The 21,711-nt window shown below is 45.5% G+C and carries 18 protein-coding genes; 5 read left to right on the top strand and 13 right to left on the bottom strand.

All coding sequences use genetic code 11. The features are described 5' to 3' along the window. Window positions 1–245: 245 nt before the first annotated feature. Window positions 246–3,257, bottom strand: coding sequence for an EAL domain-containing protein (locus tag JV36_RS0100095; RefSeq protein WP_235207714.1), 3,012 nt, complete (start codon window positions 3,255–3,257; stop codon window positions 246–248). Between the two features lie 63 nt (window positions 3,258–3,320). After that, window positions 3,321–3,653: a hypothetical protein gene (locus JV36_RS0100090; RefSeq protein WP_052010030.1), complete on the bottom strand. Its 333-nt coding sequence runs from the start codon at window positions 3,651–3,653 to the stop codon at window positions 3,321–3,323. A 471-nt stretch (window positions 3,654–4,124) separates the two neighbouring features. Between JV36_RS0100090 and JV36_RS0100080 the strand changes: the two genes are divergently transcribed. Then, complete coding sequence (locus tag JV36_RS0100080; RefSeq protein WP_032094649.1) at window positions 4,125–4,793, top strand: glutathione S-transferase; 669 nt, start codon at window positions 4,125–4,127, stop codon at window positions 4,791–4,793. Between the two features lie 31 nt (window positions 4,794–4,824). Here JV36_RS0100080 and recQ read toward each other — a convergent pair whose 3' ends face one another. Next, window positions 4,825–6,663: a DNA helicase RecQ gene (gene recQ / locus JV36_RS0100075; RefSeq protein WP_032094648.1), complete on the bottom strand. Its 1,839-nt coding sequence runs from the start codon at window positions 6,661–6,663 to the stop codon at window positions 4,825–4,827. Window positions 6,664–6,904: 241 nt separating this feature from the next. Between recQ and JV36_RS0100070 the strand changes: the two genes are divergently transcribed. After that, entirely contained in the window at window positions 6,905–8,242 is a 1,338-nt protein-coding gene (locus JV36_RS0100070; RefSeq protein ID WP_032094647.1) for a magnesium transporter, read from the top strand. A 148-nt stretch (window positions 8,243–8,390) separates the two neighbouring features. After that, window positions 8,391–9,341 (top strand): EamA family transporter RarD, encoded by a 951-nt coding sequence (gene rarD, locus JV36_RS0100065; RefSeq protein ID WP_032094646.1) that lies wholly within the window; start codon window positions 8,391–8,393, stop codon window positions 9,339–9,341. A gap of 70 nt (window positions 9,342–9,411) precedes the next feature. Here rarD and JV36_RS0100060 read toward each other — a convergent pair whose 3' ends face one another. Both JV36_RS0100060 and uvrD read right to left on the bottom strand, forming a co-directional pair. After that, a complete protein-coding gene (locus JV36_RS0100060; protein ID WP_032094645.1) occupies window positions 9,412–10,674 on the bottom strand; it encodes a GGDEF domain-containing response regulator in 1,263 nt (420 codons plus the stop codon). Window positions 10,675–10,714: 40 nt separating this feature from the next. After that, window positions 10,715–12,886 carry a DNA helicase II gene (uvrD, locus tag JV36_RS0100055; protein WP_032094644.1) on the bottom strand — a complete coding sequence of 724 codons (2,172 nt, stop codon included), beginning with the start codon at window positions 12,884–12,886 and terminating at the stop codon, window positions 10,715–10,717. A gap of 282 nt (window positions 12,887–13,168) precedes the next feature. Between uvrD and cysE the strand changes: the two genes are divergently transcribed. Beyond that, window positions 13,169–13,969 (top strand): serine O-acetyltransferase, encoded by an 801-nt coding sequence (gene cysE, locus JV36_RS0100050; RefSeq protein WP_032094643.1) that lies wholly within the window; start codon window positions 13,169–13,171, stop codon window positions 13,967–13,969. A gap of 213 nt (window positions 13,970–14,182) precedes the next feature. On the opposite strand, the gene JV36_RS0100045 is transcribed toward cysE, so the two are convergent. From JV36_RS0100045 to JV36_RS0100010, 8 genes are read right to left on the bottom strand one after another with little or no spacing between them, the layout of a single operon-like run. Next, window positions 14,183–14,926, bottom strand: coding sequence for an HAD-IA family hydrolase (locus JV36_RS0100045; RefSeq protein ID WP_032094642.1), 744 nt, complete (start codon window positions 14,924–14,926; stop codon window positions 14,183–14,185). Between the two features lie 40 nt (window positions 14,927–14,966). Beyond that, window positions 14,967–15,926 (bottom strand): tyrosine recombinase XerC, encoded by a 960-nt coding sequence (gene xerC / locus JV36_RS0100040; protein WP_052010029.1) that lies wholly within the window; start codon window positions 15,924–15,926, stop codon window positions 14,967–14,969. A 5-nt stretch (window positions 15,927–15,931) separates the two neighbouring features. Beyond that, the gene (locus tag JV36_RS0100035; protein ID WP_032094641.1) at window positions 15,932–16,627 is read right to left on the bottom strand and encodes a DUF484 family protein; all 696 of its coding nucleotides are present in this window, start codon (window positions 16,625–16,627) and stop codon (window positions 15,932–15,934) included. Then, window positions 16,624–17,454, bottom strand: coding sequence for a diaminopimelate epimerase (dapF, locus tag JV36_RS0100030; protein WP_032094640.1), 831 nt, complete (start codon window positions 17,452–17,454; stop codon window positions 16,624–16,626). The genes JV36_RS0100035 and dapF overlap by 4 nt, the downstream gene beginning before the upstream one ends. Window positions 17,455–17,489: 35 nt before the next feature. Continuing rightward, entirely contained in the window at window positions 17,490–18,740 is a 1,251-nt protein-coding gene (gene lysA / locus JV36_RS0100025) for a diaminopimelate decarboxylase (RefSeq protein WP_032094639.1), read from the bottom strand. Then, window positions 18,740–19,018, bottom strand: coding sequence for an LPS translocon maturation chaperone LptM (lptM, locus tag JV36_RS19030; RefSeq protein WP_235207713.1), 279 nt, complete (start codon window positions 19,016–19,018; stop codon window positions 18,740–18,742). Before lptM ends, lysA begins: the two co-directional genes overlap by 1 nt. Window positions 19,019–19,070: 52 nt before the next feature. Continuing rightward, on the bottom strand, window positions 19,071–20,138 hold the full coding sequence (locus tag JV36_RS0100015; RefSeq protein ID WP_032094638.1) for an MJ1255/VC2487 family glycosyltransferase: 1,068 nt from the start codon (window positions 20,136–20,138) through the stop codon (window positions 19,071–19,073). A 1-nt stretch (window position 20,139) separates the two neighbouring features. Beyond that, window positions 20,140–20,652, bottom strand: coding sequence for a phosphatase PAP2 family protein (locus JV36_RS0100010; RefSeq protein ID WP_032094637.1), 513 nt, complete (start codon window positions 20,650–20,652; stop codon window positions 20,140–20,142). A gap of 418 nt (window positions 20,653–21,070) precedes the next feature. Here JV36_RS0100010 and rraA point away from each other — a divergent pair, with 418 nt between their 5' ends. Further along, entirely contained in the window at window positions 21,071–21,556 is a 486-nt protein-coding gene (rraA, locus tag JV36_RS0100005) for a ribonuclease E activity regulator RraA (protein ID WP_032094636.1), read from the top strand. Window positions 21,557–21,711: the final 155 nt, after the last annotated feature.

Below are 21,711 nucleotides of genomic sequence, written 5' to 3'. Positions count from 1 at the left end.
CACTGATCGCTACCGAATTTGGCAGCATCTTTTTTAGGTGTCTTTACAATATCATTCTAACTATAAAGTGTTACATTGTATCATTTATAGAGTGTAATGTTGTACGTTAATAACAATGCGTTGCTACTAACGACCTATGATTATACGCATTTCATCCGGTTTTGGGGTATTTGCTCTATCACTCTTTTTTATTTGTTATAAATCAAAAGCGAGATCAACGATATGAGCCCAACAGAATAAGGGCGTTACAGCGGGGTGAAGTCGACGAGAGGGGCTGGCACTGCTACACCATAGCCCTGAGCGAAATCGATTCCCATGTTTCCTAATTGGGTCATTGTGGCTTCATTCTCCACAAACTCTGCCACTGTCTGCATGCCCATGGCCTTCGCCACATCCTTTATCGATGCAACCATAGCAGTGTCCACGGCGTCGTTAAGCATATCTTTTATGAACATGCCGTCTATTTTCACCTGATCCACAGGAAGACTTTTAAGATAGTTATAGGATGAAAAGCCGCTGCCAAAGTCATCAAGAGAAAATGTGCAGCCTAAGTTTTTGAATGTCTGCATAAAGGCCAGCGTGTCGTCCATTTTAATAATGGCCACTGACTCAATAACCTCAAAGCAAATCTTGTTATACGCAATACCGAAGGTTTCAAACGCATTCAGAATGAACAGCGTAAAATCTCTATCGGCCAGCGAGTGGCAGTTTAAGTTGATGCTACAGCGCTTAAGATTGCTCAAATGCTCAGGGTTTTCTGATAGCCATTTAAATGTATGCGTTACTACCCACTTGTCTACGTTCACGTTCATTTCGAAACGTTCCGCAGTAGGCAAGAAGTTTGCTGGCTCTACAATTTTACCATCACTTTCTCGCAAGCGAAGCAGTACCTCGTAATAATACCCTTCATTGGCTTGGCTGAGTGGTCGCAGCGGTTGGTAATACAGTTCGAATCGGTTTTCTTCTAACGCGTTGTTAATGGTCGATACCCAATCTAGCTCGCGCTGATAGCGCTGGGTGCTCTCTTCATTACTGTTGTATCGATGAATTTGATTACGGCCTTGGTCTTTGGCGAAATAGCACGCCGCATCTGCCATGCTTAAGTACTGCCCAGCACTTGTGGTATTTTCATCGCATACCACCATGCCAATGCTCACGCCTAAATTGAAAATGCGGTTGTTCCACATAAAGCGGTAGTCTTGCACTGCATTGAGTATTTTTTCTGCGTTCTCAAAGACACTTTTCTCATCATAATCTGAGTAAATAATACCGAATTCATCGCCGCCTAAACGGGCAAGAAGGGCATTCTTTAAAAGCGTGTTTTCTATCAGCCTTGCTATATCTTTTATGAGTACGTCACCTGCCTTATGACCGCAGGTATCGTTAACCACTTTAAACCTGTCTAAATCTAAATAAAGCAGACACACAGGGGGGCTGGCCACTGATGCCACCTTACCTTTAAACTCGGTTTCAAACTGGCGTCGATTGTAGGCCCCTGTAAGAGAGTCATGGGTAGCTAAATAGCGTAAATTAAGGTCCGATTGTTTTTTCTCGGTGATGTCGATAATTGAGCCGAAAATATAGGGGCCATCACTATTTTCTTGCAAACGGCAAGACAACGAAATCCAAAACTCTTCACCATTTTTTCTTTTTGCTCTTATTTCTTTGCCAGTTAAGTGACCGGTTTGAGACAGTTCGCCTAAGAGAAGCTGCCTGTCATCAGCGTTAGCATAGAAAACCGATGTTTTTGCGCCTGTTTCCAGCATGTCGTCCTCATCGGTATACCCAAAAAGTTTATACATCGCGGGGTTTACAGACACTAAATTACCTTCCCAGGTTGAGGTGTAATGTCCTTCTGCTGAGTTTCTAAATAAATGATAGAAATGGTTTAAGTTGGTAATGATCTCTTCTTTTTTAACTAACTGTTTTTTGTTGTAAAACCGTTCTTTTGTTGCTGCGGCCATGCCTAAACACAACAGTCCGAAGGCGGCAAAAAACAGCATAACCAAATAGACACTAAAGGTATAAACCATGAAGTGATAGAGGCCTTGAATCGATATTGCAAACAACACAAAAAACGAGAGCCAGCCAATTGAGAACAAGCGACTTGTTTGACGGTTTTCTTTAAACGTTAGCGCCAAAGCAACTTGGCTTACACCCATTACCGCAATAGTGCTAAGCAGAACTACAATTGCCACGGTGGACTCGATGAAAAAGCAATACAAGCACACCAAAGGAATGACAAAATTAAGTGCTTTGAGGAAAGCGGGCACTCGAGGAAATAGATGATGGGTTACTTTGGCTAAGCACAGCAACAGCAAGGTTGATGCAATTATGAATGCCGCCTCAGTTGTGTTGGTTAAGCTTGGCCACAAACCCAGTCCGCTTTGAAAAATGAAAAAAAGCGTCAGCATGGCCAATGATGACATCGTAAGCCAAAATCGAGTGGCAATACGTTGGTTAAAGTAAGAAAGAAGGAAGTAGGTAATAATAAGTGCGAACACGCCAAGCACCGCACCTAAGGCAACCAGCATATTAGTATCGTATTGCTGGAGCGCGTCCCTTTCCCACAGCGCAACAGGTATGTTGCTTAACCCTGTGTCTTTAATGCCAATGAGCAAGCGCACATTTTGATAGGGCTGTAGTGTAAACGACAGTCGAATACTGGGCACGGGTTGTGGCAGAGTAAGGTCGCCTTTTCCTGCTTGATAGCGATACGTTTTTATAATGCGTTCGTTGTCGTTGAGCAGATAAAGCTGCAAGTCGTCAATGTTTAATCGGTCTACATTTACCACAAGGGAGACAGGGCTAAAGCCGCTGTGCTGTATATAGGTAGACAGCCACTGCCGAGTGGATGTGATCTGTTGGCCTGAAAACGCACTCGCGCCTTCTAACACATCAAAGTAGGTCGCCGAGTCAGGTGCGTGAGTTATGTTGCTATTGTGATTAATAAGAATATGTTGAAAAGACTCATCAATATGTATGTTATTTGTCGCGCTATTTGTAGCATTATTAGTCTCGTCATTTTTGGCGTTGGCGGAAAATGACATAAGCAACAACCCGGTCAATACGAGAACATACGAAAGCGCTGAGCGGTTCGGGCTCTGTTTTAACGTGAACCCCCTTACTTTGTCTGACTCTGTATTCCGACTAACTCTGCGAAAGCCAGCACAGGCAAGCGATAGCAGTAATGCCATAGCAAGCCACACTAGCGCAAAAGGGCGAGTAAGCATTGACGGTGAAAACAACAGTGACATGGCGTTCATTGATTAATAGTAATTCATAGGTGGCAACAAAGAAATGTAAGTTTAGAGTGATGCTTACAAAAAAGCGTCTCCCTGTTCTTTTAGATAATCGCTAATGATTTGAGGGCGTTGCTCGCTACCAATAGGCTCAAGCCATATCGCTTCGCATAGCCATTCTATGCATAACAAGCACTGAAAAGGCGGGTGACCTTTTAAAGAAGTTAATACCACCTGAAACCTATCAGCACCCCAATCAGCTTGTGAAGCTTGAAAATGAAATAGTGACACAAACTGAGTTAACCACTGCTCGGTTTTTAGCGGCGTTGTAGGTAGAGGAAGGATTATCTGAACGCTTGACTCGGTGTTGTGAAGCGCGGTGATGACACTTGATGCAAGTAACTGCTGCATAATTTGAAACCCTGTTATTTTAATCTGTTATCTATGTAAGGTGTACGTATACGGTGCTGTTGAATGAACAGCTTGCGCAATGCAAAAGCTTGTTTACGGTTAGTTAATTCCTAGCTGTTTATTTCCTAGCTGCTTAATTCATAGCGATAATATATCGACATAGTTAATGAAAAGCAGACTTTGTCCGAAATTACATGCAGCATGAATCGCTGGCGCTTCTAAACACGCTTTATGTAAAATCGCCTCAAGAGTCCCATCTGTAGGTTTAGGCATTGCATGGCTAAGCACCGCAAGCGTATGAACTGCACTTGCAAGCTCAAGCACTTGCAAGGATAAGTATTTGCAACGGCTTATATCGATGAGTAAAGGTCTAATTAGAAGTAAACCTGCCGCCGCTTATCCATGTATACACTACAGCACAACAATAATAGTTTTTATATGCGTTATGACAACGCAAATTAAGGAAGGGGTATGTTAACACTACATCATTTAAATAACTCTCGCTCTCAGCGTATTCTGTGGTTGCTAGAGGAGCTCGGTGTTGAATACAAAATCGCGTTTTATGAACGAGACAGTCAAACCAATTTGGCGCCCGATTCACTGCGAGCAGTCCATCCCCTAGGACGTTCACCGGTGCTCACCACGCCGCATGGTGCCATCGCTGAATCTGGCGCTATCGTTGAATATTTAGTGCGTAATCATGCTGAATCTGGCTTTGCTGTGCCTGAAGAGGGCAAAGCACTGCAAGACTACCTATTTTGGCTTCACTTTGCTGAAGGGTCTTTGATGCCGCCGCTTGTGGCTAATCTTGTTTTAGAAAAAGCACGTCAGAAGGGCTCTAAACCGTTTTTCATAAAACCCATTACCGACAAGTTAGTGGATGGGATCATTAACGCGTATTACGGCCCTAACTTGGCGCAGAGCCTTCGCTATGTAGAATCGTACCTTGCCAGTAACACATGGTTTGCAGGTGAGGAGCCAACGGGAGCTGATATACAAATGATATTCCCGTTAGAGTCTCTCGTTGCGAGTGGTCGAGCTGATGATTTCGCAGCAATTCGCGGGTACGTTAAGCGTGTACATGAAAGACCAGCCTATCAACGCGCTCTAGAAAAAGGCGGCGAATACGCCTACGCTTAGGGCGGTCAATACGCCCTAGTCATTTCGGTTTTTAATCGTTGCGAGAAATGTAGTCGTCGATAAGTTTGATAAAGGCGTCGCCGTAACGCTCTAATTTGGTTTGCCCAACACCGCTTACTTCAAGCAAGGTATTACGGGTGACGGGCAGCTTACACGCCATATCCACTAAGGTCGCGTCACTGAATACCACATACGGCGGCACTTCGTTTTCTTCGGCCAGCACTTTGCGTAAATGCTTAAGTCGTGTAAACAAGGTGCGGTCGTAATTGGCAGGCGCTTGCTTGGCTTTTTTGTCAGGCTTAAATTCAAGTCGCGGTACTGCAAGCTGTACCGGTACTTCGCCTTTTAGTACAGGGCGCGAGGCCTCTGTGAGGCGCAGCGACGCATGTGCAGTAATATCAACGCGTATCAGCCCTTTATGAACCAGCTGATTCAAAATGTTATGCCAATAGCTGTCCGATTTGTCCTTTCCTATTCCATAGGTGGAAAGTTGATGATGCCCTGCCTCTTGTAGCCTGCGAAGCTGTTTGCCTCGTAAAACATCAATAACGTATTGACTTGATGCCTGCTGAGATAAGCGCAAAATGCATGATAAGGCTTTTTGGGCAATAACAAGGCCATCTACCATTTTGGGGGGATCTAAACAAATATCACAATTCCCGCAGGCACTATCGCTAAACTGAGAAAAGTAGTTAAGCAGTACTTGTCGTCGGCATGTTTGCGCTTCTGAAAAGGCTTCCATAGCAGCAAACTTTTGAAGCTCTATATGATTTCTATCACCGCTTTCGCCTTGTTCAATCCACTGCCTTACTCTGGCGGCATCTTTTTCGTCGAACAATAAAAGCGCTTCCGATTCCAGCCCGTCTCGTCCAGCGCGCCCGGTTTCCTGATAATAGCTCTCGACACTGCGGGGCACATCGTGATGCACCACATAGCGTACATTAGACTTGTTGATGCCCATGCCAAAGGCCACTGTTGCTACCACAATATCAATCTTGTCATTGAGGAACTGACGCTGCACCAATTCTCGTTCATCGCTATCCATGCCGGCATGATAGGCAGCGCAGCGAAAGCCAAGCCTGAATAGTTTGGCGTGTAAATCGTCAACTTTGGCTCGGCTATTACAATAAATAATACCGCTGCCTTCTTGCTGCTTTACGTAGCTAACGACTTGATCGAAGGCTTTGTATTTCGACATAACGCGGTAGCGAATATTGGGTCTGTCGAAACTACCTTTGTACACTAGCGGCTCATGTAACGTGAGCTGATTTAAAATGTCGGCTTGAGTGGCGGTGTCTGCAGTAGCGGTTAAGCCAATAACGGGAATATGTGAAAAACGAGATTTTATTTTACCTAAAGCGCGATAATCTTGACGAAAGTCATGACCCCAATGGGATACGCAGTGGGCTTCATCAATAGCAAATAAGGCAATTTCCGCTCTGTTGAGTAATTGCTGAAATGAATACTGCATTAGGCGCTCAGGAGACACGTAGAGTAAATCTAGCTTTCCTGCAATGAGCGCATCGTTGATATTGGCCTGAGCTTGTGCGTCGAGTGTGGAGTTGAGGTAATCAGCCTTCACACCGAGGGCTTTAAGCTGCTCTACCTGGTCTTGCATTAGGGATATCAGTGGCGACACCACAATGGCGGTACCGTCGCGAACTAATGCGGGTATTTGATAACACAACGACTTTCCACCGCCGGTAGGCAGTAGCACAAGTGCATCACCACCGTTACACACATGGTGAATGACTTCCCCTTGACCATCGCGAAATTCACCGTAACCGAAAACGTTTTTGAGTACGTTCTCTGGCGATACGGTGTTGTCAGAGTGGGGCGATAATTCTGTGGTGGCTAATGCAGTTGTCATGGTTGGGGATTTTACGCTTTTTTTGCTCTGTCTTCACGGGGCATTTGCAAAAACTAGACTAAAATTCAGCGCAAGCCCCTAACATCAAACCAAGCGGTAAAGCATAACCACCTAAGAAAGAGTGAATAAACAAAAACGTATAAGCGCGTGTATAAATCAGTCCGTCATATTCTCATATGCAGCAACATGATAATCTAAGGATTGTAGGATTGAGAAAGCGTGTGTCAACAGGAGGTATAGTGTGGCTGACCAATTACCAGATTTAATCGAAGAGATTGTTACCGAAGGTATGGCTGATGACCCAGCGTCGTTATTAGCGGCGCTTAGTGGTCAAGACAATGTGTATATTGCTACGCTGTTAGAATCGTTGCCTGTTGAACCACGACTTGTGGTGTGGGAAGGAATTCCGCGAGAGCAAAAGCTGAACGTATTGGTTGAGATGCGTAGCGACCCCCGTGAAATTCTTATCGATAATACGCCGCACAACGAATGGGCGTCCATTTTTGCCGACATTTACGCCGATGACTTACTTGAGCTTCTAGACTCTTTACCCAAGCGCCTTGTTGATTTGGCCTATGAGTCACTCGACTCCAAAGAGCGAAAGTACTTTAGAGAAGCCTCACTTTTTCCCGATAATCAGATAGGTCACTGGGTAAACCATGAGCAGCTTGTGCTGCCTTCAAACGCTAAAGTTAGAGAGGCATTGCGCTTATTGAAAAAAGACATCCCTCAGCACTGCGACAGTATTTACCTTGTCAATCGAACGGGGCAGTTTGCGGCACTCGTTAAAATAAACAACTTGTTTTCTGCTTCAGAGGACAAGGCGTTATTGTCTCTTGCAGAAGAAAATATTACTACGTTTAAAGGCGATGATGATGCCATGAATGCATCGCTAATCGTGCAGCGCTCGGGGCTGGCATCACTGCCCGTGGTGGATGAAAATAATACCTTGCTTGGCAGGTTAGATATTACTGCGGCCAGCGAATTAGTGAATGAGTTCTATGAGCGTCAGGTCATGGCCTCAGCAGGTATGGATGAAGACGAAGATTTGTTCTCTCCCGTGGCGAAAAGTGCCAGAAATAGGGCGCTTTGGCTGGGTATTAACTTACTTACTGCATTTATGGCATCGTGGTTTATTGGCTTGTTTGAAGCTACGCTTCAGCAGGTGGTTGCACTGGCAGTACTTATGCCTGTAGTAGCAAGTATGGGTGGTATTGCGGGTAGTCAAACGCTTACCCTTATAGTGCGAGGCTTGGCATTAGGGCAGGTGACTCCAGCCAATATTAAAGCGTTGATGATCAAAGAGCTAAAAGTGGGCGGCGTAAATGGCGTTATATGGGCCTTGGTTATTGGTATTGTTGCCTATTTTTGGTTTACCGATGTGATGCTGGGGGTGGTTATTTGCTTAGCTATTTTGTTCAATATTGTGGCGGCGGCTATTGCCGGTGTATTTGTGCCGATTATTTTAGATAAATTGAAAATAGATCCTGCGCTGTCGGGGTCGGTTATTCTAACAACGGTAACAGACATCGTAGGCTTTGTGGCCTTCTTGGGGCTTGGTACATTATTTTTGCTCTAGTGCACTAAACCATATTCACCGACGGGGTTAACGATGTTTAACCCAAATATGTGGCACTTTGGGCCGCAAGCACCACAGAGCGCTTGTTTAAAATAGCGTTGTATTAAACAATAGCGCGCTTATAGCCTGTTTCGTTTTGGAGTTATCATTGTCTAAGCCAGCTTCTGCCGCCCAAGTGGGCGTTATCTGTGCGATAGCCGCTTACAGTATGTGGGGCGTCGCACCTGTTTATTTTAAACAGTTAATGGTACTTCCTGCTGCCGAAATATTAATGCATCGCGTCATTTGGTCGGTGGTATTGCTTGTGGGGTTTATCGCTGCACTAAAGCAATGGCCTAAGGTGATATCCGCATTAAAAAATAAGCGGGTAATGGTCATTCTCTTTTTCGCTGGCCTGTTGCTAGGGGCTAATTGGTTACTGTTTATTTGGGCCATAAACAACGACCACCTACTCGACGCAAGCTTAGGCTATTACATTAACCCGCTTATAAATGTGTTTTTAGGGCGGGTATTCTTAGGCGAGCGGCTTCGCAATCTGCAGAGAACGGCGGTTATTTTAGCGGTAGTGGGCGTCGGTATTTTGGTACTTTCCTATGGTGAGATACCATGGATTGCGCTGGTATTGGCATCAAGCTTCAGTGTGTATGGCTTGCTGCGTAAGCAGGTGGCAGTAGATTCTCTGCCAGGTTTATTTATCGAGACACTCATGCTATCGCCGCTGGCCATAGGTTACTGGGTGCTTTACGGTTCACAATACAGCAACTTATTTAACAATAGCATCGACTTAAACCTGCTTATCTTCGCCGCCGGTATCGTGACCACTGCGCCGCTATTGTGCTTTACCGCTGCGGCAAGGCGCATCATGTATTCCACCTTAGGGTTCTTCCAATATATTGGTCCAACACTGATGTTTATTTTAGCGGTTTATCTCTACGGCGAACCGCTGGAAGAGGCTAGGCTAACCACCTTTGCGTTTGTTTGGTTGGCACTGGCTGTATTTAGTGCAGACTCTATTTACAACTTTCGCAGACAGCGACAGCAAGCGCGAGCTGCTGCGCTTCAAGCGGCAGAACTTCAAGTCGCAGAGCAAGATAAGTAGGCTATGCGCGTAGTATAAGAAAGGTGCAATTCGTGGGTGTAGATACGTTAGTGTAATGAAAAACTAGCGGCTACTGATGGGTGGCGTGTAGCGCTTCGGTAAACATCACTTTGTTGCGGCCACTGTTTTTGGCTGCATAAAGCTGCTTATCGGCATCGCTAATAAGCTTGTCGATACGCTGGGTGACGGCGCCGCTCATGCCAATACTGCACGTGACATGGGTAGTCCCTTTAGGAAGCTCGATAGACTCATTTTCCACTACCTTTCTAAAGTCATCTAAGCGCTCACAAGCCTCCTCAAATGGTGTGTTAGGCAGGTAAATACAAAACTCTTCGCCGCCAAATCGCGAAATGATTTCGTCGGGAAAATAAAACTCAATGAGTGCAGCAACGGCTTTTAATACCGCATCTCCAGCGTCATGCCCATGAGTATCGTTAATTGCCTTGAAGAAATCTAAATCAATGAGCGCCAGTGCATGGTTGTCGGACAGCTGCTGGTGCTGCATGGTAACGGTATAAAAGAAATGTCTTCTGTTTGGCAGGCCGGTTAAATAATCGGTATTTGCGGCGCGTCTTATTGCTTCAACGCTTTCAATGTATTCCACGTTTTGCATTACCCGGCATAAAAACTCTTCGTGACAATAGGGGATACGCAAAAAGTCGTTGGCTCCGCTTTTAATAAAGTGGGCAGACATCAGCATACCCTGACCGCCGGCAATGCCCATAACCGCTAATTGCTCTTTTGAAAATGCTTTACGAAGACTGGCTACGAATACGGTACCGGACATATCAGGAAGCGTATTATCAGTAATAACGAGTCGAATGTGCTTGTGGGTGGATAGGGTCGTCATGGCTTCACTGGCGGTAAGGCATTCGTATACCACAAAGTTATGGCGCTCAAGTAACGATAATGTTCTGGTTCGTTGCACTCTATTGGTACTTACTACCACTACGCCGGTAGATTTATTCTTTTCAAGACGAGATATTAAGCGAATGAGGTAATCGTAATTTTGTGCGTTTTCTTTGGGGATATAGTCAACCACATCCCTTTCGAGCACTTTGTCGCGAGTAAGGGTGTCTAAACTTTCTGTTGTGGCAATGGTGGGGATATATGCGTCAATGGCAAAGTCGATAGCTTCGCCCTTCGGTGCGTCTGGCAATGTGTAAGCCACAATGGCACATAAAAAGGTTTCTGGCGTGTTTTGCGCAAAGCGGGCTCTGCCCTCGGTTAACGAGGTGGCGCCCACAGGTGTGAGCCCTGCGCGCCTTACGAGCCTGGAAATGATCTCAAGGTTGTTGTCGCCATTTTCAATGACCAGCACATGTTGCTGCATATAGTCCAACTTGGATATAGGCTACCTTGCCGAATAATTGCTACGCTTTATCCAATTTTGCGTAGGCGAGAACTAACCACTTACTGCCAAACTCATCGAAGTTTACCTGCACGCGAGCGTGCTCGCCACTACCTTCATAATTTAGCACAATACCTTCACCAAATTTGCGGTGCACAACCCGTTCGCCAAGCTTAAAACCGGTTTCCTCAAACGACGCATGAGACGTCATCTGATTAAATCGATTGTGTACAGGACGCGAAATAGTGGACTTTAAGCGCACTTCTTCAATGCAGTCCTCCGGCATTTCACGAATAAAGCGCGACGCGGTGTGGTATTTGTCCTGACCATATAATCTACGATTTTCTGCATAAGTGATATACAACTTTTGCATAGCCCGCGTCATTCCAACATAGCAGAGACGACGTTCTTCTTCCATTCGACCAGGCTCGTCATTGGTCATTTGGCTGGGAAACATGCCTTCTTCAACACCTGCCAAAAACACCAAAGGAAACTCTAAGCCTTTCGCGGTGTGGATAGTCATCATTTGCACTGCATCTTGATCTTTATCGGCTTGGGTGTCGCCTGCCTCAAGCGACGCGTGAGCTAGAAAGGCCGCCAGTGGCGTCATTTCTTCTGCTTCATCGGGCACAATAAAGGTTTTGCATGCTGTAACCAGTTCTTCCAAGTTTTCTAAACGGGCTTGCGCTTTCTCGCCGCGTTCAGACTGGTACATGGCATAAAGCCCAGACTGGCGAATAGCTTTGTCTGCCTGTTGTTCTAAAGGATCGTCAGCGGTAGATTGCTCGAGCTCGGTAATAAGCAACACAAAGCTTTGAATAGCATTTAGAGCACGTCCCTTTAACGAGGCCTCGTTGATCAGCAGTTGGCTTGCTTGCCACATAGAACAGTTGTGGGTTCTGGCAGTGTCTCGAACTTGAGACAAGGTCTTCTCACCAATACCACGACTTGGTGTATTCACCACACGCTCAAAGGCAGCATCGTCGTGAGGGTGACTAACCATGCGCATATAGCCTAGCGCATCTCTTATTTCTTGGCGTTCGAAGAAGCGCAGGCCGCCATATATACGATAGGCCAGTCCTTCGTGAAGTAATGCTTCTTCCAGTACACGAGATTGGGCGTTGTTTCGATATAAAATGGCGGTATCGCTAAGTGCATTACCTTGGTTAAGCCATTCTTTTATTTTCGACACAATAAAACGAGCTTCATCCAGCTCGTTAAACCCGGCATACACCGAAATGGGCTCACCTTGACTATCTTCAGTCCAAAGCTCTTTACCTAAACGACCCGTGTTGTTATCGATAACGGTATTGGCCGCTTTCAGTATGTTGCCCGTAGAGCGATAGTTTTGTTCTAGGCGAATGGTTGCTGGTGATTCAAAGTCTTTTAGAAAGTGCTGAATGTTGTCTACATTCGCCCCACGCCAACCGTATATAGATTGGTCGTCGTCGCCCACAATCATAATATTGTTATTATCGCCGCTGCTCAGCATGCGTAACCAAGCATATTGAATGTTGTTGGTATCTTGAAATTCGTCAACTAACACTGCGCGAAAACGACGCTGGTAGTGGGCTAATACTTCAGGATTTTTCGCCCATAGCTCGTGAGCGCGTAGCAGTAATTCAGCAAAGTCTACAAGGCCTGAGCGATCGCAGGCATCTTGATAAGCGGTATACACTTCGCGCATGGTTTTTTGAATAGGGTCGTCAAAGGTTTCAATATGCTGAGGGCGAAGTCCTTCGTCTTTGTTACCATTGATATACCATTGAATTTGGCGAGGTGGATAGTGCTTCTCGTCTAAATTCATGGCCTTTAAAATTCGACGAATTAGGCGATACTGATCGTCTGAATCAATGATTTGAAAATTCTCTGGCAGTCGTGCTTCAGCGTGGTGAGCGCGCAACAGGCGATGGGCTAACCCGTGGAACGTGCCAATCCACATGTTTTGCAGGCTTTTGCCCATGAGCGACTCTATACGACCGCGCATCTCTTTAGCGGCTTTATTTGTGAACGTAACGGCTAAGATTGAGAAGGGCGCAATATTTTCGACTTCCATCAACCACGCTATGCGGTGAACAAGCACGCGGGTTTTGCCACTACCAGCGCCTGCTAATACCAACGCGTTTGAGAGCGGTGCTGCTACAGCCTCACGTTGTTTGTCGTTAAGCTCGTCTAGCAGTCTGGATACATCCATAGTGTGGCACCTGTTATCTTATTTTATTCACAAATTAGAAGCGTAGCTATTATGCCAGCTGACTGTTAATTTATACAGTCTAGTTTTGGCTTCTTGTGTCTTGCAGTGGCGGAAAAAACCTAATGGAATAACTAATAATAAATTGTTTAGCTAAGTTGATCGAAATCCACCGCCAGCAGGTATCACTGTCATATTGCAATTCGTCAATCTCAGGTAAACTCATCGTTTACGCTTCGCTGTTCAATATCACTGCGTCTAAGATAAATACCAACGGGAAATGCTATGTCTGTTACCTCTACGCCCATCGATTTTTGGTCTACTTTAAAACAAGAAGCAAAAGTTGTTGCAGATAATGAACCGTTATTATCAAGCTATGTTCATGCAAGTGTATTGGCGCACCATAATTTCGAATCGTGTTTGAGTTTTATTCTTTCCAATAAAATGGCTGACGACGTGATGCCAGCCCTCGCTATTCGGGAAGTCTTCGATCAGGCCTATTTACTAGAGCCAGGGATCAGTGAAGCGGCAACGGCGGATATTTTAGCCATTAAAGCGCGTGATGCCGCGGTAGGCGACTTCCTAACGCCGCTGCTTCATTTTAAAGGTTTTCACGCTGTTCAAGTACATCGTATGGCGCATTATTTGTGGATGCACGGTCGCCATCAGCTTGCTCTTTTTCTTCAAAGCCGCAATTCAGCTAGCTTTAGTGTGGATATTCATCCGGCTGCAAAAATTGGTAAAGGCGTAATGTTTGACCATGCTACAGGTATCGTTATTGGTGAGACTGCTGTAGTTGAAGATAACGTGTCCTTGCTACAAAGCGTTACGCTGGGCGGTACCGGCAACGAGTCTGGCGATCGTCACCCTAAAATTCGCCAAGGCGTTTTAGTGGGAGCCGGGGCTAAAATTCTGGGCAATATTGAAGTGGGCGAAGGGTCAAAAGTTGGTGCAGGAAGCGTGGTGCTAAACGACGTACCACCCCATGTCACCGTAGTTGGCGTACCGGCAAAAGTGGTGGGCCGCCCAGTGTGTCAACACCCTTGCGAGTCTATGCAGCAAAACGTGCTTGAGGATAATGTCTAAACAATTTGTTTAGACGTTCAAGTCGAGTTTTTAGCGTTTAAACTCAGCCCCCAGCCTTAATTTCAGCCCTAAGCTTAAGCAATCCGCTAAGTTTGCTGGACTGTACTCTTTTTTAAAGCATCCTATTTAAAGCTTCCTGCTTGCAACTCCCAGCGCATAAAACCTTGCTTATAGCGCATCGTTTTAGAAAAAAACGTTAGGCTGCTATGCCTATTAACGACAAAAGTGAGCGAGTTCTGACAATGTGGATAGCGAGACATGTGGCAACACCGAAACAGGCTCGTTTCGTAGCGCCATTGGTCGATTGCAGGCAAACCAAGCTGCCTGAAATTGCGCATTTATCGCCCCAAGCACATCCTTAATAATGTTATCGCCCACATGTAATATGTTGCCGGCGGGAATATCTAATATTGCGGCTGCTTCATTGAACATATCCGGTGCCGGTTTCATTGGCCTAGTTGTACTGGCATGCAAAATAGTCTCAAAATAGGGCGTGATGCCTATTTTATCAGCGTCCACATTACCGTTGGTTATGCCAACAAGGGGCATATTATCACTCAGCAGTTTGAGTACGTTGTGCACCTCATCATCTAAGGTTAAATCACTTCTCGCATCGTAAAAGCAATTAAAGCATGCATCTACAGCGCTGTTTAACTCTGCGTCATCCGGTATTTCTACAGAAAGAGAGTGTGCATTTTTACCAGACAGGGCGGCGGTTAATATCACCTTGCGCAATTGCCCCATGTCAGAGGCTAAGCGACCATCTAGATTAACGGCAGCTTGCTTAAGTAAGTACCAGTCGCGAGGGCTAAGCGCGGCGGCGTTACTGTGATGGGCTTTTAAATGGGCGGCTAGGGCAGCTTCGGCTCGCCGAATAACGGGTTCGTTATTGTATAGGGTGTCATCGAGGTCAAAGGTCATGGCCTTTACTTCGTTAAGGGGTCGGTAAAACTGCATAAACTAGCTGGCCTTAATGTGTCGCGTTTAAATGTCGTGTTTACTTTTTATGCGCGCGAGGGTGGGCTGCATCATAAACATTAGCGAGATGTTGAAAGTCGAGGTGTGTATATACCTGCGTTGTCGACAAGTTGGCGTGCCCAAGTAATTCTTGAACCGCTCGTAAATCACCGCTCGATTCTAGTACGTGGGTTGCAAAGGAATGGCGCAATTTATGGGGGCTTACTTTTTGGGATATAGATTGCTCTTGGGCCATTCTATCAAGACGATTGGCAACTTGGCGGTTAGATATCCGCGTTTTTCGCTTGCTAACAAACACCGCGCTTTCATAAGGAGAGGCAAGAGCCGGCCTTACTTTTAACCAGGCGTTCAGGGCTTTTTGAGCGTGGCGACCTAAGGGCAAAATACGTTGCTTGCTACCTTTACCCGTTACTCTCACCGTGCCGTCTTTCAAACAATCGGCGAGATTAAGCCCGGTAAGCTCGTTTAATCGCAATCCGCAGCCGTACATCAATTCGAACATGGCGTTATCGCGAAGCTGCATTCCCTCATCGTCATCACTTGACGGCCGAGCAGTAAGCAGCTGTTGCATTTCATCAACGCTTAACTGTTTAGGTAAGGGTTTTCCCTGCTTAGGCGCATGGATACCTTCTAAGGGGTTGCTGAACAGCTGTTTCTGCTCAATTAAATAGCGGCAGAAGGTGCGAAGCGCAGAAAGCCTAAGAGCGATGCTGCGAGCGCTGTGCCCCGACATTTTTGAGTCGGCCATAACCCGTTTAATATCGCTTGGGGTTAGCCCTGACCATTCAAATAGACCAAGCAGCTTTGCCACTTCAGTGAGTTGTCGTTGATAATTTTTTACGGTGTGAGCAGACAAGCCGCGCTCTACTTGAAGATGTAGCAAAAACTTATCAAGCCAGTGCTGACAGGCATCGCTTAAAATGGCCTCGTTAGAACCAGGCTGGGTGTTATCTGAGCTAGCGTAGTAATCGTCCGGCATGGGGGCTAATACCCCATCATCTCTGGCAATATAATGTTGAGTACTTGTTGAAGCTGTTGAAGTAGCAAGGTGTCCATCTCAGGCGTGAAATGGCTAGCATCGTTACTGCTTATTCCCAATATGCCTAGTTCGCGGTTGTCGCCTAGCAACATTAGTGCAACTGATTCGGCGCTGCTTTCACCAAACAACAGCTGTCTTTCGTGTTGAGAAAGTCGGCCGAAGAAGAAGTTAGATTCTTTAAAGCGCTTTTCTGTGAATAAACGCTGCTGCAGCTCAGGAATGGCGTGGGGGCCTTTAAAGCTTTTAATAACCGCAGAAGATAATTGAAGACGTTCTTGCAACACGTCTTCAAGCGTAAACTGCACTTCTGCAACACTTTCACAGCGAAGCAGTTGAACATTTAAGTCGGTGTAAACGCGGTATATTTTTTCATTTTGCTTAGCAATAGAAACTAACTGGTTAAGCTTGAAGTTAAGCTGACGTACTTTTTTTCTAAGCTGTTCACTTTGAATTTCTACCAGAGAAACACTTCCTTTTTGTTCATGGGGAAGGTTTATTTTCTCGAGAAGCTCGGGGTATTGCACAAAGAGCTCAGGGTTTTCTAACAAATAGTCACGCACCTGCGCTGGGGTTAGTGCAGAGGTGTCTGTAAAGGGCTCAATAATTTGAGTTGCGTTAGATTGCCCTAGTAATTCGCTCATATCGTTATCTGTCCGTCATATACGTGTTCAGCAGGTCCAGTCATTTTCATCACGCTATCTGGGCCTGGCCAGCGAATACGTAAACTGCCTCCGGGCAAATCTACCCGCACATCGGTTCCTAATTTACCTTGTATTTGACCAATTGCAACTGCCGCGCATGCGCCGCTACCACAGGCCAAGGTTTCACCTGAGCCACGTTCAAATACACGAAGTTTAATATGCGACTCGTTGATAACCTGCATAAAACCCACATTCACACCTTCAGGAAAACGCTCATGTCGCTCTACCAATGGGCCAATTTCATGTACGGCGGCGGTATCAACATCATCGACTTCCATTACACAATGGGGGTTGCCCATTGAGGCGGCGCCAATAAATAAGGTTTTTTCACCTACACGTAAAATGTAGGTGTTTTCTTGCTTATTTGCTTTTAAAGGAACAGATGCTGGCTCAAACATGGGCTTACCCATATTAACGGTAACCTGACCATCTTTTTCGAGATACAGCACCATTTTTCCGGCTTTGGTGCTTACCACAATTTTGTTGCGGTTAATAAGGCCATGCTGTTTTACAAAACGCGCAAAACAACGCGCGCCGTTACCACACTGCTCCACTTCCGAACCGTCTGCATTAAAAATGCGATAGTGGAAGTCTTGCTCTGGGTCATAAGGAGGCTCAACCATCAATAGTTGGTCGAAGCCAATACCGAAATTCCGGTCGGCCAGCTGTTTTATTTTATCTTTTGAGAAAAACACATTCTGGGTAACGTTATCAATCACCATGAAATCGTTACCCAAACCGTGCATTTTAGAAAATTGAACCTGCATTAACGGTGCATCTTTATCTTATAATTGTCTCTAGTTTACGGAAGTTTGTGCTCACCTTTCCAGAGATCTTTTTGAATTTCTCGCTCGCGCACCACAATGGCGGTATCGCCATCAGCCATAATTTCGGCTGGGCGACAGCGACTGTTGTAGTTTGAAGCCATTACAAAGCCGTAAGCGCCGGCACTGCGAACCGCTAATAAATCGGTGGGTTTTATGGATAAAATTCTGTCTTTTCCAATAAAATCGCCAGTTTCACATACCGGACCCACCACATCATAGGTACTTGGTGCAGCGTCGCTATTTTCGTCGACCGGAATAATATTTTGCCATGCTGAATAAAGTGCCGGGCGAAGCAAGTCGTTCATTGCAGCATCAACAATGGCGAAATTTTTCTCTTCACCTTGTTTAATAAACTCGACTTCTGTCACCAAAATACCTGCGTTTGCCGCAATAGCGCGGCCAGGTTCAAGAATTAGTTTTAACGACTCTCGACCTACCATTTTTTCAGCCATCGCTTCAGCATATTCTTTAGGGTGCGGAGGCAGTTCATCATTGTAAGTAACGCCTAAGCCGCCGCCTACATCTAAATGCTCAATAATGATATTGCGTTCGGCTAGTTCATCAATTAAGACCAGCAAGCGCTCTAACGCATCCACAAACGGGCCAATTTCGGTTAGCTGCGAGCCAATATGGCAGTCCATTCCTACTACGTTTAAGTGTGGCAGTGATGCTGCTAATTCATAGGTAGCGAGGGCATTTTCGCGGGCAATACCAAATTTATTGGCCTTTAGCCCTGTAGAAATATACGGATGGGTTTTCGCATCTACATCAGGATTTATGCGCAAAGAAATAGGCGCTTTTACACCTAGCTCGCCGGCCACTTCATTGATACGGTGCAGCTCGGGCTCTGATTCTACGTTAAAACACATGATGCCTTGTTGAAGCGCGTAGCGAATTTCATCGTGTTTTTTACCCACGCCTGAAAATACCACTTTGCTGGCATTGCCGCCGGCTTCAATCACTCTGGCTAGTTCACCTGCAGACACAATATCAAAGCCTGACCCTAGCTTTGCTAATACGCTAAGTACGCCAATGTTTGAATTGGCCTTTACCGCGTAGCAGATAAGATGAGGATGCTCGCCTATGGCGTCATTGAATGCATGCCAATGGCGCTCTAGCGTAGCCCGTGAATAAATATAAACGGGGGTTCCGTGTTGAGCGGCAATATCGGCAACAGCAACGTCTTCAGCGAAAAGCTGACCTTGCTTGTAGGCAAAGTAATCCACTAGTTAGAGTCTCCAAATTTGGTGATAGGTGCAATCATGGGCGTATTCATGAGGGGCGTTTTAGGCGCTGAGCCAGACACAAAATGAGATACTGTGTTTTGGCCGTTGGACGCTTGCTCACTCTTATTATAAAAAGCATCAAAAGAAGCGTTAGAAGAAACGTCTGAAGGTGGAGGCGAGTTTTGCGACGGTGCGTCGGGTATATACAACGCACCTTTATAGCCACAACCGCTTAATGCGGTGAGGGTAAGCAGAAAAACAGCCAACTTATTAAGCACAGAAAAATCCCGCAGAGAATACGATAAATGCCGCTATCATCGCATTGCGGTATTAAATTGCAAGAGACAATAAACGTTCTCTCGTTTTATCTCCATAGTGGACGTTTTTCCAAAGGGTTTCACAAAGCGATTTTGTATCTGCGTAGTTGCCTTGTTTGATCCAATCAATGAGCAAATTTGCATTATCTGGGAAGGTGATTGGCTCAATATCTTCAGACGTCAGCCATTCTTCTAGTACATCGGTGTCTAGCTGAAATAAGGGTTGGCACAAGTTAAGGCTATCAAGCATAAACACATTCGATAACTGCTCAAACTGCCCGTGCAATGGCTTAATAAGTAACTTTTTGCCCAGTTGCAATGCTTCACTAGAAAGTTCAAACCCGCCGTTGGCCACTACCCCATTACAGTTTTGTAAGGCTTTGTGGAAATGCACTTTAGAGGTGGGATTCCACTGAATATGCCCCTGAGTGTGGGCTTGCTCTATATCTGGGTGAAAGCAAAGAAAGGTTTGGTCGGCCAGCGGCTCAAGCATATCCCTTATGTCATTAATATTTTCAAAGGGGAGATAAACCAATATATGGCTGTTTTTTGCATGCGCGATAGGCTTATCAACCACAAAGGGAGGAATAATAGGTTGATTAAAGTGATACCAGTGAACCCCAATTTTCTGCTGGGTTGGCGCAAAAATTTTCATTAAAGCGGTATCAAATAGCGAGTTACCCCGCTTGGGCACATCATACGCAAAGGCCGCTTGATGACTGATAGATATAGAGGGCAACCCTTGGCGTTTAGCAGCCCAGGCGGTAACAGGCTCAAAGTCGTTAATGAGTAAGTCGTACTTACTAGCATCAAACTGCTTTACGTCGTGAATAAACTGCCTAACATTCGCTTGGCGTACTGTGTCCCATTTTTTGACTTTACCGTCTTTGTAGATAAAGCTTAAGCCGCAGAGTGTTCTGTAGTGACCGAACACATCCATATCAAAGTATTTTTCCGGTGCTCGCCCGGTAAATACAAAGTCCACATCAATGTCACTTCGCTCTGCAAATGCAGCAGCCATAATTCTCGCTCGAGCAATGTGCCCATTGCCTGTGCCCTGCACACCGTAAAGTATTTTCATATCACACCAATATAGGAGTACTGAGGAACGCGATGGCAATGCCGAGCAATGCCCCTGCAACTACATCAGAAGGATAATGTACGCCAAGCAATACTCGGGATAACCCGATGAGTGAAGCCCATCCGTAAACCACAACCGAAAAAGACGGGTAAAAATGAGCCACTATGCACGCCATTAGCCATGCCGCAGCCGTATGGCCAGAAGGCAGCGAAAACTTATCTGAAGGCGTAATATGGGCTTTAAAATTAGTCAGAAAATCGCAAGGTCGAGGACGTTTTAAGGTTTTCTTCAACAATAAATAAATGGGCAGCTCTAGTGCATATGCCATAAGGGCTGTGTAGAGGAAAATTTCACCGTGTTCAGGCTCAAATGCCCAAAGCAACATTCCCACAACGAGATAGAGGTAACCATCGCCGGTTTTTGATAACCAAATGATGGAACGACAGTCTCTTTTTTGCGTCAATTTATATAGGCGGTAAAATAAGTCAGTATCGTACTTGGTCAAGGATTTCATAATTATAACCTTGTCCTCTGTTGGTTACTTATCGCACACGTTAGTTAGGTTCTGTGACCAATAGGTGACAGTATGAAGAAACATTTTTGACAGCGGCCAGTTTTTTAGAAAAGCCATTTTTTACAAATGCCAATACGTCAAGTGAGTCTAGCGCCTCGTGTAACCACAGCCTTGCAAAGAGGCACTGGTGGCTTTTCGGTTTAGTCGTATTAGTGAAGGCTAAAAATTGTATCTACGTTCTGACTGAAAGCTGCAAGATCTGTGCTCAATCTTGTTGTTTTTTCCGATAATCGCAACACACAATGAATTTCAATCAAGTGATGAAAACAAGCGTTTTCAACGTGTAATTTAGTGCTATGCTAGTGAAATACAGTGCGTTGTGACTTTTCACACAAATTAACTAATGTAAGGCAGGGCCATGGAATACAACACTTCAGAATTATGCGACTTGTTTGCTGATAGCGTGGATGTCGTAGACCCAATTTTTGCGAGCTTTGGTGGGCGTTATTCATTTGGTGGTGAAATCACAACAATTAAGTGTTTTGAAGACCGTGGCCTTATCGACCGCGTTTTAGCCCAGCCTGGAGCAGGTAAAGTGCTGCTAATTGATGGTGGTGGTTCCGCTCGTCGTGCACTGTTTGACGCTACATCGGCACAAATAGCGATCGATAACGATTGGGAAGGCGTGGTGTGCTATGGCAGCGTAAGAGAAATAGACAGCCTTGCTGAATTAGATATTGGCGTGCTGGCGGTGGCTGCTATCCCAGTGAATGCCGACGCTGAAAGCGTGGGTGATGTAGATATCCCCGTTAATTTTGGTGGTGTAACTTTCCTACCAGAAGATCACCTTTACGCTGATAGCACTGGGGTTATCTTGTCACCAGAGCCGCTAGACGTAGATTAAAGCGAAAGCTCAAAGTAAATTCAAAAGCGAACTAAAAAAGTGAATTGAGTACAAAATAAAAAACGGAGGCCTAGGCCTAATGCCAGTCAGTTAAGCTGACTGGCATTTTTCTTTTTAGTAGGGTACTTGCTAGGTTTGGGTTTGACGCACCGAGG

It is taken from the genome of Alteromonas sp. LOR (assembly GCF_000753865.1).
GTDB lineage: Bacteria > Pseudomonadota > Gammaproteobacteria > Enterobacterales > Alteromonadaceae > Alteromonas.
This window is presented reverse-complemented; position numbering and strand designations above follow the sequence as displayed.

What these genes read in the sequence shown, in the direction of transcription:
- JV36_RS0100095 (WP_235207714.1), bottom strand. Translation starts at nt 3,257, where the DNA reads ATGTCACTGTTGTTTTCACCGTCAATGCTTACTCGCCCTTTTGCGCTA.
- JV36_RS0100090 (WP_052010030.1), bottom strand. Translation starts at nt 3,653, where the DNA reads ATGCAGCAGTTACTTGCATCAAGTGTCATCACCGCGCTTCACAACACC.
- dapF (WP_032094640.1), bottom strand. Translation starts at nt 17,454, where the DNA reads ATGCAGGTTCAATTTTCTAAAATGCACGGTTTGGGTAACGATTTCATG.
- JV36_RS0100015 (WP_032094638.1), bottom strand. Translation starts at nt 20,138, where the DNA reads ATGAAAATACTTTACGGTGTGCAGGGCACAGGCAATGGGCACATTGCT.
- JV36_RS0100010 (WP_032094637.1), bottom strand. Translation starts at nt 20,652, where the DNA reads ATGAAATCCTTGACCAAGTACGATACTGACTTATTTTACCGCCTATAT.
- recQ (WP_032094648.1), bottom strand. Translation starts at nt 6,663, where the DNA reads ATGACAACTGCATTAGCCACCACAGAATTATCGCCCCACTCTGACAAC.
- JV36_RS0100080 (WP_032094649.1), top strand. Translation starts at nt 4,125, where the DNA reads ATGTTAACACTACATCATTTAAATAACTCTCGCTCTCAGCGTATTCTG.
- rraA (WP_032094636.1), top strand. Translation starts at nt 21,071, where the DNA reads ATGGAATACAACACTTCAGAATTATGCGACTTGTTTGCTGATAGCGTG.
- xerC (WP_052010029.1), bottom strand. Translation starts at nt 15,926, where the DNA reads ATGCCGGACGATTACTACGCTAGCTCAGATAACACCCAGCCTGGTTCT.
- JV36_RS0100045 (WP_032094642.1), bottom strand. Translation starts at nt 14,926, where the DNA reads ATGCAGTTTTACCGACCCCTTAACGAAGTAAAGGCCATGACCTTTGAC.
- JV36_RS0100035 (WP_032094641.1), bottom strand. Translation starts at nt 16,627, where the DNA reads ATGAGCGAATTACTAGGGCAATCTAACGCAACTCAAATTATTGAGCCC.
- uvrD (WP_032094644.1), bottom strand. Translation starts at nt 12,886, where the DNA reads ATGGATGTATCCAGACTGCTAGACGAGCTTAACGACAAACAACGTGAG.
- JV36_RS0100060 (WP_032094645.1), bottom strand. Translation starts at nt 10,674, where the DNA reads ATGCAGCAACATGTGCTGGTCATTGAAAATGGCGACAACAACCTTGAG.
- cysE (WP_032094643.1), top strand. Translation starts at nt 13,169, where the DNA reads ATGTCTGTTACCTCTACGCCCATCGATTTTTGGTCTACTTTAAAACAA.